The sequence below is a fragment of the Maribacter aurantiacus genome (assembly GCF_005780245.1).
In the GTDB taxonomy this organism is placed as follows: domain Bacteria; phylum Bacteroidota; class Bacteroidia; order Flavobacteriales; family Flavobacteriaceae; genus Maribacter; species Maribacter flavus.
The window spans coordinates 470,365-488,119 of record NZ_VBUK01000001.1 but is presented as its reverse complement, the minus strand read 5'-3'; the positions used below and the strand labels follow the sequence as shown (position 1 = coordinate 488,119).

The following is a 17,755-nucleotide window of genomic DNA, read 5'->3' as shown; positions in this document are numbered from 1 at the left end:
AAATCAAATCGGAATTCAGCTATAAAAAAGCCTGTCGAAATATCGACAGGCCTTTAAAGTTAATTTTTATAGTGTTGCCTATTCTGATGCTCCCTCGTACAAGGCATTGAAAATAAGCTTATAGGTGCCCCTGGGTTGCGCACGAAATTGGGGCCTGAATGCGAACAAAATTACATTGCCGTCACCATAGCCTACTTTCACCATGGCCGGTTTTTTAGCGATGTATTTTTCCTCGCCCATGGCCCAACCGCTCATCAACAGGTTCTTGGATGCATAGGTCGCTATTACCTCAACATTTGGGGCTGGGGCATCGGCAATTTTTTCCTCGCCACCTTCTCCTTTTTTACTTTGCTTGTCTATGGTAAACGCCCTGCTTTTATTAAAGGAAACGGACACCGTATCCTGCATGCCGAATGCCAAGGGGTGTTTGGTGTCTATGCTTGTTTTAATCAAAGATCCGGGAATAAAGAAATCCTTACTGTCCGCACCTGCGGTAGCGTCCTTAAGCGGTAATCCAAACTGTTCGATGACATAATTGCTCGCTTCGTCAAAGGCCAACAAGATGCCCCCGTTCTTTACATATTTACTAAGAGCGACCGTGCCTTCCAAACCGATACCTCCCGTAAACTTTTCCGGCATTTCCAAATTGGAATGTCCGTGTAAAATAGAACTAGGTCTTTGAGAAGGAATGATCAGCGCGTCATATTGGGATAGGTCGGCTGTTTGGATATCCCTATCGTGTAAGGTATCCATTTCAAATTCATATTCATCCATGACAAATCGTGTCCAACCCTCATCCATGTTGGCCACCCATGATTTGTAAAGTCCGATTTTAGGCAGGTGGATTTTTGTCAATCCGATTTCCGGTCTATCCGCAATTCCGATAACTTCCAAACCGTACTGGCCTGCCAATTCGGCAACGGATGCACTGCCCCCAGAAACGATATAGGAACCTGCGGGCAAGGTCGCTTTACCAATCTTTAATTCCTCCTTGGTCTTATAGGCCGTGCCACCGGCTTTTAATATTTTGTTGGTGGCCACAACAGAGGCGTTACTGTTTGCACTGAACGCAAAACCAAAGGAACCCTTACCATCCACATCGCCCTCCTTATAAGTTGCCCTATCGGCTACTTTTTCCGTGGAAGCTTCAAAAGAGTCCTTGATTTTGTCCACGGTCACACCCATTTGCATGGGCAATGTCCAACCTGCCAAATCGTATGGGGTGTCCGGTGGTCCACCTGGATATTGGAAGCGGGTAGGGTAGTTTTGTTTTTCCATCAAGTCCAACAAATAAGGCCTAAAGGCCTGTCCCCCGTAAATAATATAAGAGCCCTTTTCATATTTCTTATCGCCGATGGTAAAATTTTTGGTAGCCTTTTGGATTTCAATCCCACCCTTAAGTAGGACGTTCACCAAGTTGACAGCTTCAAAATGGTCCCATTGGTCGGTTCCAATGACATAGGCATAAGGGCCTTCTGTCTTGGCCTTTTCAATGGCCGAAGCACCCATCTTATAGATGTTGTATAGATAATTGCTTTTTCTGTCCGCAGCTAAGTCCAGCGTGGCCCAAGTAGCCGTCAACATATAATCCACAGCATCCCTAAAGTGGGACTCTCCACCCTTCCAAGGGTCTGGATACATGATGTCCGTGCCATCGGTAGGGGTTGTTCCCGCAACGGTTTTGGGTAATTTTTCTGGGTCGTAAAACCTAGGCGTAGGGGTGGTATGGCCGGTTTCGGTTAAAATACCGATCATATTGTGATAATATGGAACGGTTCTACCTCCTCCGTTCCAGAACATCGTGTAGAAATTATCTGCAATGGCACCTGGCATGTTTTCCAAGGAGAAACGTTTGGACATGGCCGAACCCACTTCACTTACCCCTGCGGTTACGGCAGGATGGATCTTTGGGTTTACCGGGTCCGCATAGGGCGGAATGGAAATCTTCGTCCATGAAGGGGAAGATTGGTGGTGGTTGTACACAATCTGTGGATACCATTCATTATATAGGATTTTGGTCACATTATAGGTTTCCGGCATGGTGTTCATGAACCAATCCCTATTGTTGTCATGACCCATATAATAATGGTATAGAATGGGAGGACGTGAGGTTTCATACGGTGTGCCCATATTCTTTCTATACCAATCAACGACAATATCCAATCCATCAGGATTCATTACGGGCATTAAAATGGTGACGACGTTCTCCCTGATTTTTTTCATTTCCGTAGTTTCTGAGGTAGCCAAGGTATAAGCCAGCTCTGAGGTCATTTGACCATGGGCCAGTTCCGTGGAATGCATACCTCCATCGACCCAAACAACCGCTTTGCCTGATTCCGATAACTGCAAGGCTTCTTCATCAGAAACGCTTACTCGGGCCAGTTTTGCACTGATATCCTTCCATTTGTCCAATTGGGAAAGGTTTTCTTCGCTGGATATGAATAGGATGTACATTTTTCTGCCCAGCACCGTAGTGCCTATTTCCTTCATTTGAACCCTATTGGAGGCAGCGGCCAATTTTCCCAGATAATCCTCTATTTGGTTATAATCCGCCAGTTTATAATCATCCCCTACCCGAAATCCATAAACATCTTCAGGGGAGGGAACATTTTGGGCCATGCTTTGGGAAATGCATGACATTAAGAGTACAATGGTCATTAAGATACCTTTGTATAAACGTGTTTTTGAAGTCATTTTTTGAATTAGTTTGATTTGAGTCAGGAATTTAAGCATTCCTCTGGAAGTATTAAAACCGAAACGCTTGGTTTGCCCTTGTTCTTCCGACTTTTTCCAAATTGGCAATTTATCATTGCGGTTTTTATCGATTTATATATAAAGAAAAACCCAAGTTTCATAAGAATCTGGGTTTGGCAAAAAGCTTTTTAAATGATTACAAAACCTTTGTCTTGCCTGGTGTCGGGATTTCATAGAATCCATCCGCTTTTGGTAGTACCGGTGGTGGGGTATCCCAGGTCATGTCATCGGGCACCAGTTGGAGCGTGGATTGCATGGCATCCTCCCACTTGATAACCTCTCCACTGTAGGTGGCCATACGGCCCATAATGGCCGTCAAGGTACTTTTTGCACCATATTCGGCATTATTAAGTTTGGTATTTTCACGAATCGCCTTGAACAATCTATTATGCTCTTCCTGATAGGGATTATGCCCAGATGAGTTTTCAAACTTCCCTATTTCGTTCCCTTCCAGATCATATAAAAAGGCAGCAGCGGCATCGTTGGTGCTTACAAAGCCCTTGGTGCCCTGAAATTGTTCCGCTACCCTATTGTAGGTGCCGGGCTGATGCCTGCACTGACTTGAAATGACAGCACCGCTGGGATAGGTAAATTCTACGAAGTGATGGTCAAAGATTTCCCCATGGTCCTTCCCCGTGCGGACTTGCCTACCGCCCATGCCCTGCGCCGAAACAGGGAATTCATCCAAAAACCAGTTGGCCACATCGATATTGTGAATGTGCTGCTCCAAAATATGATCCCCACAGAGCCAATTAAAATAGTACCAGTTGCGCATTTGGTACTCCAGCTCCGTATATTCCGGTTTTCTTGGCCGTACCCATACCCCGGCACTGTTCCAATACACCTGTCCTCCCACTAACTTACCAACCGCGCCTTTTTTAATTTCCTCCAATGCGGCCAAATAGTTTTCCTGATACCTGCGCTGCAGCCCTACTACCACTTTTAGGTTTTTGTCCTTGGCTTCCCGAGCATATTTTAGTACCTTTTGAATGCCGGGAACATCAGTAGCCACTGGTTTTTCCATAAATACATGCTTCCCATTTTCTACGGCATAGGCGAAATGGGCGGGCCTAAATCCCGGCGGTGTTGCCAAAATGACGACATCCGCAATGTCAATGGCTCTTTTATAGCCATCAAATCCTACAAATTTGTTTTTCTCCTTTACGCTGAACTTACCGGTATCCTTGTACTTCTCATACAAGTTGTTGTAACTTTCGGTGAGTCTGTCCTCAAAAGCATCGGCCATGGCCACCAGCTCAATATTATCATCTGCCTGAAGTGCTTGGTTCGCTGCACCGGAACCCCTGCCGCCACAACCTACCAGGGCTACTTTCAGTTTCTTTTCGTTAAAAATGTTGAACATTCCTCGTGTTTCCAGCGAAGGTGTCAATACCAATCCCGCGGAGGCCATGGTACTCCTTTTTACAAAATCTCTTCGTGTGTTTTGCATTTTGTTTTGTTGTTTTTATTGATGGTTCTGTTGTTACTTTATCGTGTTATACTTTGGATATGTAAAAATCAGTTGGCTTTTATCCAAAACGTATTGTCCTCTTCTATTTCGGGAACATTCATTGGTCTTACAATTCTAAACCCGACAAAGGCGGCATCCGTATTCCACCATTTGCTTTGGGGAAACTGGGGGTCGCGTACCTTCCATACCAAATCAGACCCCGTACGGACCGTTGAACCAACTTCTTTGGCCGTATCCTTAAAAGACCCTCCCCGTACAACTGTGGGATAGGGTTTTGTAATAGGATGAAATACCTGGTCCTTTGTATAGGCATCCTCAACATATTGGTCCAAGGTCCACTCGGCCACATTGCCATACATGTCATAGAGGCCCCATGGGTTGGGTCTCTTTTGTCCTACTTCGTGATAGCTCTCCCCACTATTTTCATCGAACCACGCATATTCCCCTAGATTTCCGTCATCCTCAAAAAAATAGGGTCCAGAACTTCCGGCCCTTGCGGCATATTCCCATTCGGCCTCTGTAGGCAATCGGTAATACACCCCGGTCAAGGCGGTAAGCCATTTACAGAACTGTGATGCGCCTAGCACGGTTACATTTGCCACTGGCAAGGAACCTTCGGAACCCATGCCCAATCCCATATCCACATAGGGAATCGTTGCTCCGGTAACGGCATCGATTTCAATAGTTTCGTTCTTCATGGCAGCGCCATCCAATTCCCGTTTTAAGAACTCGCGGTAAAGCTCCCAGGTAACCTCCTTGGAGGACATCCAAAAACCATTCACAGAAACCTTCCTTTGTGGATACGCATTTTTGTCTTCCGGATCGGTACTTCCCATTTGGAACGAACCGGAGGGTATCGCTACCATTTCAATTTCCAATTCACTTCCAGGCAGCCTCTGCGTATAGGCTTTTGGTTCCTGATCTACGGATACCAGCAGCATCATGGCGATAATAAGGGTGGTGATTTTCATATTTGAAGTTCCTTCCGGAGTTGGTACCTAGTAAATATATGAAATCATACTAATTCTTGATAACCATAGAAATGTCCGATTTATAAAACCACAATTGGCATCCATTTTCCTGCCATAGGGGTTCGGTAACAAATGTTACTGCACAGCTTGTTTCCCCAATCTAATTTTGTCCAAAATATATTACAACAATGAAATACCTACTAGGATATATTATTCTTTTCTCCTGCTATTTTGGGATAGGTCAAAATACCACGCCCATTACGAAGGAAGAAGTTATGACAAAAGTAATGCAGGCCAATAATACTCTTAAAATTGCCGCGCAAGATGCCCTTGCCGCCAAAGGGGATTACTTGCAGACCAATGCAGTTTTATTGCCGAACATAAGCGTTTCCCATACGGGAATCGCCACTACAAATCCCCTGATGGCCTTTGGTTCCAAATTGAACCAGCAGATCCTTACGGCGGCGGACTTCGACCCAACCCTATTGAACGACCCCAGGCAAATAGAGGACTATGCCACCAGAGTAGAAGTACAACAGCCCTTGATCAACCTGGACGGTATGTTTCAACGAAAGGCTGCCAAGGCGAAGTGGACGGCAACCGAACTACAATCGGAACGCACCGGCGATTACATGGCTCTTGAAGTCGAAAAAGCCTTTATGCAATTACAACTTGCCTATAAAACGGTGGACGTGCTGGAAAAAGCGAAGGAAACGGCTTTGGAAAACCAGCGTATTGCGGAAAACAGCTTTGCCCAGGGATACCTACAGAAGTCGGACGTATTGGCCGTTCAGGTACGGGTCACGGAAATAGACAACCAATTGCACTATGCCCAGAGCAATATCCTCAATGCCAGCAACTATTTGTCGGTTCTCATGAACGAGACCGGTACCACGGTTCTGAAACCGACGGACTCCCTCTCCGTGTCCTATTCGGACATCGATGCGGTATCGCTTTCCGAAAACCGAAAGGATATTTTGGCTATGGATTCCGCTACGGAGGCCTACAAACAAATGCACAAGGCGGACCAAATGTCCTTTCTGCCCAGATTGAATGCCTTTGGCACTTACGAAATGCATGACGATGAAGTCTTTCAGGGCGATGCCGATGGATATTTGTTCGGGGCAGAACTCAAATGGAATCTTTTTGAGGGAAGCAAACGGTTTGGAAAATCACAGAAAAGCAAGGCCGAATACGACAAGGCTAAACTACAATTGGAGCAATACAAATCTGAAAGTGCGCTGGAACTGAACAGGGCAAAACGAAATTTGGAGAACGCCCAGAATAAGTTAAGGCTTACCAAACTGGCCTTGGAACAGTCCCAAGAATCGCTACGGATCCGTACGAACCGATTTGAACAGGGCTTGGAAAAAACGACCGACCTATTAATGGCCGAAACCCAATATTCCCAAAAAACACTGGAATACTATAGGACCATTTTTGAACACAACTATGCCTTGGCATACGTGCAGTTCCTGACAAAAGAATAGGTCCCTTGCCCCCAAAGGCGAATACTAATAAAATAACACAAAACGACTAAATCATAGTTTCAAATGAAAAACAGAATATACATACAGAGCATCGTTATAACCGTGACCCTGCTATTGACCGGTTGTGGTAATGATGAAAAAACAACTGCGGCAACCAAAGGTCCTGCCATTTCGGTTACCACAAGTACCGTTACACAAAACAGCAATGACCCGTTCCTTACCGTAAGCGGCAAGGTGGAAGCGGCCAGAAGTGCGAACATCAGTACGCGTATGATGGGGTATGTGGATAAAATATACGTACAGGTTGGTGAAAAAGTGACCAACGGGCAGCTCTTGTTGAGCGTGAACAATGCGGATGTATCCGCCAAGTTGGCCCAAGTGAATGCCCATATTGCCGAGGCAACCGCCGCTTATACCTATGCCGAAAAGGATTATAACCGATTTTCCACCCTTTTTAAGGAGAACAGTGCCTCCCAAAAGGAACTGGATGACGTTACGGCCCATTACACTATGGCCAAGGCCCGATTGGAGTCGGCCAAACAAATGAAGAACGAGGTCAATGCACAAATGGGCTATGCGAACATTCGCGCTCCCTTTGGCGGCGTGGTGACCAATAAATTTATCAATGCCGGGGATATGGCAAACCCCGGAATGCCCCTTTTGGAAATAGAGGCGCCAGGAACCTACCAAGTGTTGGCCATGGTTCCGGAATCCGAAATCACTGAAATAAAAAATGATACCCCGGTAAACGTCCTTATCAAATCCTTGGGGCAAAATGTAAAGGGTAAAGTGACCGAAGTAAGTTCCTCCTCTAAAAATACGGGAGGTCAATATTTGGTAAAGGTGGTTTTGGAAAAAACGGACATTCCCATACTATCCGGAATGTATGCCACCGTACAGTTCCCTGTTACCAAAAAAACGAACAATACCGCGATTATGATACCCACCGATGCCTTGGTGATGAACGGAAGTCTCACCGGTGTCTATACCGTAAGCGAAAGTAATACGGCCCTCTTGCGATGGTTGCGATTGGGGCGCACTTTTGGCGATCAGGTAGAGGTGTTATCCGGTCTTGCGCAGGATGAAAAATACATTGTTTCAGCGGAAGGAAAACTGTACAACGGAGCAACATTGGCGATACAATAAAAGGAAACGCGTTAGGGATTGCAGTGGTTACCCCGCACCTGCCTTGGCAGGGAGGAGTAAAAACGGAAAGCCCGCCCGCCTGCCCCATTGGCAGGTGAAAACGCCCAACTAATAAAAAATAAAATGAAGGAAGGTTTAGCTGGCAAGATTGCCAAAATGTTCATAGGCAGTAAGTTAACGGTGCTACTGATGATCGTATTTATGGTCATTGGGGTATATAGCTCCTTTTTGATCCCACGGGAGGAGGAACCACAGATCGATGTGCCCATGGCCGATATTTTTGTGGGATACCCTGGGGCGAGCCCGACCGAAGTGGAGTCCAGGGTCATAAAACCCTTGGAGCAACTCATCAGTAACATTAAGGGGGTGGAATATGTGTATTCCACATCCATGAAGGAACAGGGCATGGTCATCGTGCAGTTCTATGTGGGCGAGGATATTGAGCGCTCTTTCGTAAAACTATACAACGAGATCAACAAGCACATGGACCAGATGCCACAGGGGGTGACCTTTCCCTTGGTAAAGACCCGTGCCATAGACGATGTTCCCATGTTGGGATTGACCCTTTGGAGCGAAAACTACAGCGGCTATCAATTGGGGCAAATGGCCCAGGAGCTGGAAGCGGAAATCAAAAAAGTCAACGATGTGGCGGTGACCCATAAAATTGGGGGGCAAAACCGACAATTACGCGTGGTTTTGGACAAGGACAAATTGGCCGCCAGTGGACTGGATTTCCTAAGTGTTTCCGAAATGATTAAAGGCAACAACGCCCAACTAAATTCGGGTAGTTTTGACCGAAACGATACCGAATTTTTAGTGAGCGCCGGAAAGTTTTTGGAATCGGTCACCGATGTAGAAAATTTGGTCGTGGGCGTACAACAAAATAGACCAGTCTACCTAAAACAGGTGGCAGAAATCATCGATGGTCCGGAGATACCCCAAAATTACGTGAGTCTGGGCTTTGGCCAGGCCAGTGAAAAAGCTACGGAATATCCATCTGAATATCCTGCCGTAACCATATCCGTAGCCAAAAGGAAAGGAGCGGATGCCATGAAAATTGCGGAAGTGATCGTGGATAAGGTGGACCATTTAAGGACCACCCTAATTCCCGATGATGTGCATGTGGAAATCACCCGAAACTACGGGGAAACGGCTTCCCATAAGGTGTCTGAACTCCTCTTGCACCTTATCGGATCCATCATTGCCGTGACCTTTGTGGTCATGTTGGCCATGGGATGGCGCGGTGGCTTGGTGGTATTCCTTTCGGTGCCCATTACCTTCGCCTTGACCTTGTTGAGCTATTACATGCTGGATTATACCTTGAACCGAATCACCCTTTTCGCCTTGGTGTTCGTAACAGGTATCGTGGTGGACGACTCCATCATCATTGCGGAGAATATGCACCGTCATTTTAAGATGAAGCGGCTACCCTTTAAACAGGCCGCCCTATATGCCATCAATGAAGTTGGTAACCCAACCATTTTGGCAACGTTCACCGTAATTGCCTCGGTATTGCCCATGGCCTTCGTATCTGGATTGATGGGTCCTTATATGGCGCCAATGCCTATAGGTGCATCCATCGCCATGATCTTGTCGCTCTTTGTGGCCTTGACCATCACCCCGTATTTGGGATATATCTTCCTACGTGAAAAGGACAAAAAGGAGACCGTGGAGAAAGAGGAAAAACCCTTGGAGGATACATTGATCTATAAATTTTATGACAAGTTTGAGCGCCCCTTGATCGAGCACAAGGGAAAACGTTGGATGTTCCTTGGATTCACCTTCTTTTTGCTCATAGGGTCTATGTTGCTGTTCTTTACAAAATCGGTAGCGGTAAAAATGTTGCCTTTTGACAACAAGAATGAATTTCAGGTGGTCATCGATATGCCAGAAGGTACTACTTTGGAACGTACCGGAGTCGTAGCCCAGGAAATTTCCCAATACTTGGCCACCAGGCCAGAAGTGGTAAACTATCAAAATTATGTAGGTACTTCCGCCCCCATTACCTTCAACGGTTTGGTACGGCACTACGATCTTCGTGGCGGTAGTAATATGGCGGATATTCAGGTAAACCTTATCGACAAGGGCGAACGAAGTGCCCAAAGCCATGATATTGCCAAATTGCTACGACCTGAAATACAACGCATCGCCTCAAAATACAATGCCAATGTAAAGGTGGTAGAGGTACCACCAGGACCCCCTGTACTTTCCACCATCGTGGCGGAAGTATACGGTCCGGACTACGATACCCAAATGCAAATTGCGGATAATGTTCAGGATATCTTGAAAAACACTCAAGATGTGGTAGATATCGATTGGATGGTAGAATCGGATCAAACAGAGTATCAGTTTGTCATAGATCGGGAAAAAGCCATGTTGTATGGGGTGGCCCCACAACAGATAGCCTATACCATGAATATGGCATTGAGCAATAGACCTATTGCGAATCTATATGATGAGAACGCCGTTCAGCAGGTGGGATTGGTATTGGCCTTGGATGAAAAGGAGAAATCTACCATAACGGACATTGCCCAATTGAAGGTAAAGTCGCAACAAGGGAATATGGTTCCCATTGCCGATTTGGTCGATATACAGCCCGTCACCAGTGCTAAAAGTATCTACCGTAAGAACCAGAAACGAGTGGTGTATGTCATAGCGGATATGGCCGGAGCATTGGAGAGTCCCGCCTATGCCATTTTGGGTATGGACGAGAAGTTAAAGGAAATTCCTTTGCCACAAGGCTATGAAATGAACGAGCTATACTTGGGCCAGCCCGAATATGAAGATGATTATACCGTGAAATGGGACGGTGAATGGCAGATTACCTTGGAAGTGTTCCGTGATTTGGGCATTGCCTTTATGGGGGCCATTATTCTCATCTATATTTTGATCGTGGGATGGTTCCAGAACTTTAAAGCGCCCGTGGTCATGATGGTGGCCATTCCATTGTCCTTAATCGGGATTATCCTAGGGCATTGGTTGATGGGTGCCTTCTTTACTGCGACTTCTTTTATTGGGATGATTGCCTTGGCAGGTATCATGGTGCGGAACTCGGTCTTGTTAATCGATTTTATCAACCTGCGTTTGGCCGAGGGCGTATCCTTAAAACAGGCGGCCATTGAAGCGGGCGCCGTACGTACGACCCCCATCCTATTGACAGCAGGAACGGTGGTTATCGGGGCATTCGTCATCCTTTTTGACCCTATTTTCCAAGGCCTGGCTATCTCCCTCATGGGAGGAACCATTGTCTCTACCGTATTGACATTATTGGTAGTGCCCTTGGTGTATTATATGATCGAAAAGAAGAATTATCCGGAAAGCTCCCTTACCCCCGAAGGAGGAACAACGGATGATGAGATTGACAGTATTTGATTTTCAGGGATTGGATGGTGCTTCAACTTCCAGAACGAGTGAAACCATGTAGCTGATATAAATTGGTTATAGGAAGCTGAAATGAAAACAATTGGACTTGAACTTGACATTTGAGCTTGAACTTGAAATTTGAACTTGAATTTTAACCGTATGAAATGAGCCATAACAAGTCTTGATACCAACCTTGATGGTTATTGGCGAATTGCATCTGACCTTTTATTATTATTAAATATAAACAGATGAAACTATTGATCGTCACCGTAGTGGAGGAGTTCGATACAGAAATCCTTCAAATGTTTAAAAAAGCACATATCGATAGCTATAGCGGCTCCGATATTGACGGCTATAAAAATGTTGCGCCCATGGTACGAACCGCCAGTTGGTTCCCCAGCGAAAAAGGCGGTGTGGAGTCCAGCCTTTTCTTCTCCTTTACGGAGGATGAAAATATCGACCAGCTTTTCGGCCTCATTAAGGAATTCAACAGTAAGATGGAAACCAATAACCCAATTAAAGCTGTTGTGGTCCCCATTGAAAAATCAATTTAACCCAGAATATGCATTAGGGGAGCGTCGTGAAGGTAAAAAGCGCAATAAAATAAAGTGGTTTGGAAATTTTGGCATAGCACCGCTATGGTGAAATTGAAAATACAGCGTAGCGTTTTATTTTGAAGCGATTTTTAGCTGTAACAGCTTTTCTAAAGCATAATCGGGGTTTAACCCTAAATCCAAAAAATATGATCAACAGATATATTCGTGCAATTGCCGGTACTTTTATCATCATTAGCGTACTATTGGCTCTCTATGTTAACATTAATTGGTTATGGTTCACCGTATTCGTTGGAGCCAACTTGTTGCAATCCTCTTTTACCAAATGGTGCTTGATGGAAGATATCCTTAGAAAAATTGGTATCAAGGATGCCGATAAAGGATGTGAGGCCTAAACAAAATAGTTGCCCACTAACTTCTTCTACACAAAAAAAGCTCCCCTACCTGGTCAGGGAGGGGCGTTCCGCGAGAGCGGAACGGGGAGGGTCGTTCGGCATTAATCTCCATCCAAAACAAATCCGCCAATTTTTAGTAGCTTGTAGGAAGAAAATCGAACACCATGAAACCGACCTTTTCCCTGCTTTTATGCTCCCTTTTGATACTTGGCTGTAAAGAGGAACAAACAACCGAAGCTCCCAAACCACAAAAACCAAACATAATTTACATTCTTGCCGATGACCTAGGGTACGGTGAACTAGGCGTCTATGGACAGGAAAAAATAGAAACCCCAAACATAGATGCCCTCGCCAAAAGCGGTATGCTTTTTACCCAACATTATACCAGTGCGCCGGTCTGTGCCCCGGCCCGGTACATGTTATTGACCGGAAAACATTCCGGGCATGCCTATATAAGAGGCAATGATGAGTGGGGTGTACGGGGCGATGTATGGGATTATCGGGCAATGGCCAAAGATTCTACCCTAGAGGGGCAGCGGCCCATTCCTTCCGGCACAGTCCTATTACCACAAAAACTCAAGGAAGAAGGCTATGCCACGGGCATGGTGGGGAAATGGGGCTTGGGAGCCCCGCATACGGAGTCCATTCCCACGAAAATGGGGTTCGATTTTTTCTTTGGCTATAATTGCCAAAGGCAGGCACATACATATTATCCCCTTCATTTGTATCACAATGAAAATAGGGTACATCTGCAGAACGATACCATTGCACCGTCCACCAGATTTCCAGACGGAACGGACCCCAATGACCCCGCAAGCTATGCGGATTATACCCTAAAGGACTACGCCCCTGATTTGATGTTCGACCAAATGATCAACTTTATTTCCAACCAACAGAAAGACCCGTTCTTTTTTTATTGGGCCACCCCCATTCCCCATAACCCTATTCAGGCCCCACAACGCTGGGTGGACTATTACAAGAAAAAGTTTGGTCCGGAAGAACCCTATTTGGGCGACAAGGGGTATTTTCCCCATCAAAATCCACGCGCAGGCTATGCAGCCATGATTTCCTATCTCGATGAGAATGTAGGCAAACTTATCGATCACCTTAAAAAAGAAGGTCTCTACGAGAATACACTTATTCTTTTTAGTTCCGATAATGGGGTCACCTTCACTGGAGGAACCGATGGCACTTTCTTCAACAGCTCCGGACCTTTTGGTGAGGAACGGGGCAAGGGAAAAGGCTTTGTGTATGAGGGAGGTATCCGCGTTCCAATGATCGCCAGTTGGCCGGGCCATATTCAAGCAGGTTCCAAGACGGACCATATTTCGGTACAGTATGATGTGATGGCTATGCTATCCGATTTAATCGGCTATGAAAAACCTTCGGACACGGATGGTATCAGTTTTTTACCCACGTTGTTACAGCATGAAGGACAGGAGGAGCATGAATTCCTTTTTTGGGAATTCCCGGAATACGGGGGTCAGGTCGCCATTCGGATGGGCGATTGGAAAGTGGTCCGTCAACATTTAAAGGATGACGAAAGTCCCACTTTGGAACTTTATAATCTACAAACAGACCCCGCCGAAACCGAAAATGTCGCTGCCCAGCACCCCGAAATTTTGGAAAAGGCCGCTGCCATTTTTGCTAGGGAACATACCAATGCGGAAACGGAACGGTTTCGGATTCCATTGATAGAATCGGGATTATTGGGTTCTTGATCTTGAGGGATGTGTTCATTATTTAGCCATGATCTACCCTAAAATCACTGTTAATGGTTTTATAAATACCGTAGTTCATCCACAAAACAACACGTTTCATCGATATTGTCGGCTCTTGATATTTAGCATCACGTAGGTATAAGGAACCGGGTTCATACAGACCATTAGCTAGGTCAACGTTCTTTATTTACTATTAAATTTCTTTACGATGAAAGCAAAACAGATATTGTCCATCCTTACCATACTAACCATCTGTTTGTCTACCAAGGCCCAAGAAAAAGTGCACTGTATCTATGAAGATTGTGGCTTTGAACCCGGGCAGACCGTGTACCTATTTGGCGACCAGGTACAACTACGGGAAGCGCCTACCACAAATTCCAAAGTGCTGAAAACCCTTTCCATAGGTTCGCCTTTGGTTATCCAAGAAAAGCACGAAAACTCATGGCCCTATAAAGGCGTTGACCACCCATTTTACAGGGTAACCTATAAGGGCGTAGCGGGCTATGTCCTTGGCGGACTCATTTCCTTGGAAAAAAAGGTGATAAATGATGTGGTCCATCTTTTCGGGCGGAGCAAAACGGGCGATGAGGATTATCTCTTGATACGCTCCTTAAAGAACGATGGCAGTTTTATCGAAAAATCCACCCGGTTGGCCAATGGCCAGTTCTATTTAAGTGCTTTGGGAAATAAGGGTCTCCCGAATATTGAGGGAATCCTATTTATAGATTATCTGACTGAAGCCTGTGGGGTCGAAGGCGGTGGCATTTACCTTTTTCAACAGGAAGGCGCCCTGCACCAAGTGGCCCGACTTTCCCAAACTTCCGATGCAGGGGTCTATTATTACTGGGAGGAATTCATTTTCCCCGAAGACCAATATGGCGTACCTGGAAAAATCCGCTATAAAAAGGAAATAGGGGAAAACTTTAATGAAGCGGCCGAGTGGGAAAAGATGAGCAAAGAGACCAAAATACTGGTCTGGAACAATCTTAATCTGGAGCTGGCACAGCGATAATAGCAATGATTTCGATCTAAACCTGTCATCAAGAGTGACAGGTTTTTGTTTTGTAATACCACGGTCTGTTCGTCACTTCGAGTGAATTTTTGAGGTACGAGTAAATTTGTATCGAGAAGCTTTTGGGCCCACAAGGAGCCAGTCCTGAGCGAAGGGGATGGGTTCTCGATACAACGTCTCTTACAGGACGCCACTCGAACTGACAGTAAATAATAATTGGCACCTTTCACAAATACACCGACCCTCCCCGTTTCGCTGTCGCGAAACACCCCTCCCTACTCAGGGAGGGGAGCTTTTTTTTCATGTTAAAATAGTGGAGGTATCGAGTATGAGAAATCTTTAATAATAGAAAGAGATTTCTCGTCGTCCCGATTACTATCGGGACTCTGTCGAAATGACTAACTTGAACCAAATGTCATTTCGAACCGAAACAGAGTGGAGCGTGAGAAATCTAAAATTCAAATCTATTCTTTTTGAAACCTTTTTTCGGCGATGGAAAAAGTATCGGAAAACCAATCCACTAAGTTTTACTAAAACGAAACAACGCTTCTTGGACAGAAAAGATAGTTTTTTTGGATTTCTCTTAGTCCCGACTCCTATCAAAACTCAGTGGAAATGACTAGTTAAACACAGTATGTCATTTCGAACTGAATGTAATGAATGTGAAAAATCTAGGCTTATGAAATGAGATTTCTCAGTCGCAAGCTCCTTAGAAATGACTAAAGTGAACCAAATACCGTTTCGAGCCTGTCAGACTGAGCGGCTCGCCCTGAGCGCAGCCGAAGGGAGTCGAAGTCGACTGAAAAGACCGTGAGAAACCAATAGAAAAACCTTCCATTATCTCCTGAAAAGCTACCTCCTATTTCTTTGAAAATTAATCTGTAGCTTTAGGTATAATCATTCTTGGCCTGACATATGAGTTTAAAAAACACTTTATTTCTACATAGTTCCTATGGATTTCTGATTGTATACTTTTCATTGCTATGCTTTTCCTGTAGAGAAATTCCTAGTGAGAATAAAGACCCTAAAAAAGAACTCCTCACGGCATTGGAAGCTTCATTGGATACCTTAGCGAAGGTCTGGTATCCAAAGACTGTCGATAGCACCCATGGGGGATTCTGGTCGGACTTTGATTATAAATGGGACAAGATTGGAAAGCAAAACAAGATGTTGGTGAGTCAGGCTCGGCATGTTTGGACCGCCTCCACCTTGGCAAGGTATTACAATGACCCCAAATATCAGCAAATCGCCAAACACGGATATCAGTTCTTAAGAGATCATATGTGGGATTCCCAGCACGGTGGTTTCCATACCCTGTTAGGTGTAGAAGGGGATTCCCTGAAGCTATTATCCACTGGGAAAAGCGCCTATAGCAATTCTTTCGCCATTTACGGACTGGCCACATATTACAAGGTCTCAAAAGATACAACAGCTTTGAATTTGGCAAAAAAAACCTTCCATTGGTTGGAAGAACATGCCCATGATCCAGAATATGGAGGCTATTTTGATGTGTTGCAAATGGATGGTTCCTGGATGTTAGATGTTACTGAAAATGATCTTAATTATGACAATTATATCCGGAAGAACTGGAAGGATCAAAACTCGTCGATACATCTATTGGAGAGTTTTACAGCTTTATATGAGGTATGGCCCGATGCCTTGGTAAAAGAACGGCTGGAAGAACTTTTGGTGCTGATTAGGGATACCATCACCACGGAAAAAGGCTATCTCACCCTGCACTTGCAACGGGACTGGACACCCGTTTCCTATAAAGATTCTACGGAAAGTGTCCGCAAAGAAAACTTCTTCTTGGACCATGTCTCCTTCGGTCATGATGTAGAAACCGCCTTTTTACTCTTGGAAGCCTCCCATGTGCTGGGCAAGAAAAACGATACGCTTACCATGGGGAAGGCAAAAACCATGGTAGACCATGCCTTGGATTGGGGCTGGGACAGCTCAAAAGGTGGATTTTACGAAGGGGGTTACTATTGGGGCGAAACCAATACAAGAACCATTGAAGACACCCGGAAGGTATGGTGGACGCAGGCAGAATGTCTGAACACGCTGTTGCTCATGTCCAAACTGTATCCTGAAGAACCTCGTTATTACGAGTTGTTTGAGAAACAATGGCACTATATTAACACCTATCTGATAGACCATACCTATAACGGTTGGTTTGACGCTGGTTTAGATAAAAGTCCAGAAGCGGAAAAAAAGGCCAAGGCCCAGATTTGGAAGGTAAACTATCACAATGTCAGGTCGTTGATGAACGTCATAAAAATGATGAAGGGCGAATTTGAATTGACCGATTCCCACCAATAAATGCTTTTGGAATCCTTAAAGTTTCCAGCTACCGGCCAAACGGCTTTTCTTTTTTTGCTAACTTAACGGAAACTAAATGATTATGGCTACCTATTCACTGAATATTAATGGAACCTCATATGAGGTCGATGTAGCCCAAGGCACTTCTTTACTTTGGGTATTGCGGGAACACTTGGGACTTACGGGTACTAAATATAGTTGCGGTATCGCGCAATGTGGTAGTTGCACCATCCATTTGGATGGGAATCCGGTCAGGGCCTGTGTCCTTCAAGTGGACAATGTGGCCAATGGACAGAAAATCAAGACTATAGAAGGTCTGTCTGAAAATGGTGACCATCCCTTGCAAAAGGCGTGGGTAAAAGCGCAGGCACCTCAATGTGGCTACTGCCAATCGGGGCAAATCATGCAGGCGGCCGCACTCTTGGAAAAAAATCCGAATCCGTCACGAGAAGAAATCAAAAGCCATATGAACGGGGTGCTTTGCCGTTGTGGCACCTATTTACGCATCCTAGAGGCCATAGAAATGGCCAAGGAACAAACCACTACAACTTCCTAA

12 protein-coding genes are annotated in these 17,755 nt (G+C 45.2%); 9 read left to right on the top strand and 3 right to left on the bottom strand.

From position 1 onward, the window contains the following. Positions 1 to 78 precede the first annotated feature (78 nt). From FEK29_RS02050 to FEK29_RS02040, 3 genes are all read right to left on the bottom strand, one after another. Positions 79 to 2,694 carry a M14 family metallopeptidase gene (locus FEK29_RS02050; protein WP_138256736.1) on the bottom strand — a complete coding sequence of 872 codons (2,616 nt, stop codon included), beginning with the start codon at positions 2,692 to 2,694 and terminating at the stop codon, positions 79 to 81. 196 nt (positions 2,695 to 2,890) lie between these two features. After that, positions 2,891 to 4,204, bottom strand: coding sequence for a Gfo/Idh/MocA family protein (locus tag FEK29_RS02045; protein ID WP_138256735.1), 1,314 nt, complete (start codon positions 4,202 to 4,204; stop codon positions 2,891 to 2,893). A gap of 68 nt (positions 4,205 to 4,272) precedes the next feature. Continuing rightward, positions 4,273 to 5,196 (bottom strand): formylglycine-generating enzyme family protein, encoded by a 924-nt coding sequence (locus tag FEK29_RS02040; protein WP_138256734.1) that lies wholly within the window; start codon positions 5,194 to 5,196, stop codon positions 4,273 to 4,275. A 188-nt stretch (positions 5,197 to 5,384) separates the two neighbouring features. Here FEK29_RS02040 and FEK29_RS02035 point away from each other — a divergent pair, with 188 nt between their 5' ends. The 9 genes from FEK29_RS02035 (at position 5,385) to FEK29_RS01995 (ending at position 17,755) form a co-directional block, all read left to right on the top strand. Further along, on the top strand, positions 5,385 to 6,686 hold the full coding sequence (locus FEK29_RS02035; RefSeq protein ID WP_138256733.1) for a TolC family protein: 1,302 nt from the start codon (positions 5,385 to 5,387) through the stop codon (positions 6,684 to 6,686). Positions 6,687 to 6,749: 63 nt separating this feature from the next. Continuing rightward, on the top strand, positions 6,750 to 7,832 hold the full coding sequence (locus FEK29_RS02030) for an efflux RND transporter periplasmic adaptor subunit (protein ID WP_138256732.1): 1,083 nt from the start codon (positions 6,750 to 6,752) through the stop codon (positions 7,830 to 7,832). A gap of 123 nt (positions 7,833 to 7,955) precedes the next feature. Further along, positions 7,956 to 11,204 carry an efflux RND transporter permease subunit gene (locus FEK29_RS02025; RefSeq protein ID WP_138256731.1) on the top strand — a complete coding sequence of 1,083 codons (3,249 nt, stop codon included), beginning with the start codon at positions 7,956 to 7,958 and terminating at the stop codon, positions 11,202 to 11,204. Between the two features lie 239 nt (positions 11,205 to 11,443). Next, the gene (locus FEK29_RS02020; RefSeq protein WP_138256730.1) at positions 11,444 to 11,749 is read left to right on the top strand and encodes a hypothetical protein; all 306 of its coding nucleotides are present in this window, start codon (positions 11,444 to 11,446) and stop codon (positions 11,747 to 11,749) included. A gap of 188 nt (positions 11,750 to 11,937) precedes the next feature. Next, a complete protein-coding gene (locus FEK29_RS02015) occupies positions 11,938 to 12,144 on the top strand; it encodes a YgaP family membrane protein (RefSeq protein WP_138256729.1) in 207 nt (68 codons plus the stop codon). A gap of 164 nt (positions 12,145 to 12,308) precedes the next feature. After that, positions 12,309 to 13,865 (top strand): arylsulfatase, encoded by a 1,557-nt coding sequence (locus FEK29_RS02010; RefSeq protein WP_138256728.1) that lies wholly within the window; start codon positions 12,309 to 12,311, stop codon positions 13,863 to 13,865. A gap of 208 nt (positions 13,866 to 14,073) precedes the next feature. After that, entirely contained in the window at positions 14,074 to 14,877 is an 804-nt protein-coding gene (locus FEK29_RS02005; RefSeq protein ID WP_138256727.1) for an SH3 domain-containing protein, read from the top strand. Positions 14,878 to 15,792: 915 nt separating this feature from the next. Beyond that, complete coding sequence (locus FEK29_RS02000) at positions 15,793 to 17,199, top strand: AGE family epimerase/isomerase (protein ID WP_138256726.1); 1,407 nt, start codon at positions 15,793 to 15,795, stop codon at positions 17,197 to 17,199. A gap of 82 nt (positions 17,200 to 17,281) precedes the next feature. Continuing rightward, positions 17,282 to 17,755 carry a (2Fe-2S)-binding protein gene (locus FEK29_RS01995; protein WP_138256725.1) on the top strand — a complete coding sequence of 158 codons (474 nt, stop codon included), beginning with the start codon at positions 17,282 to 17,284 and terminating at the stop codon, positions 17,753 to 17,755.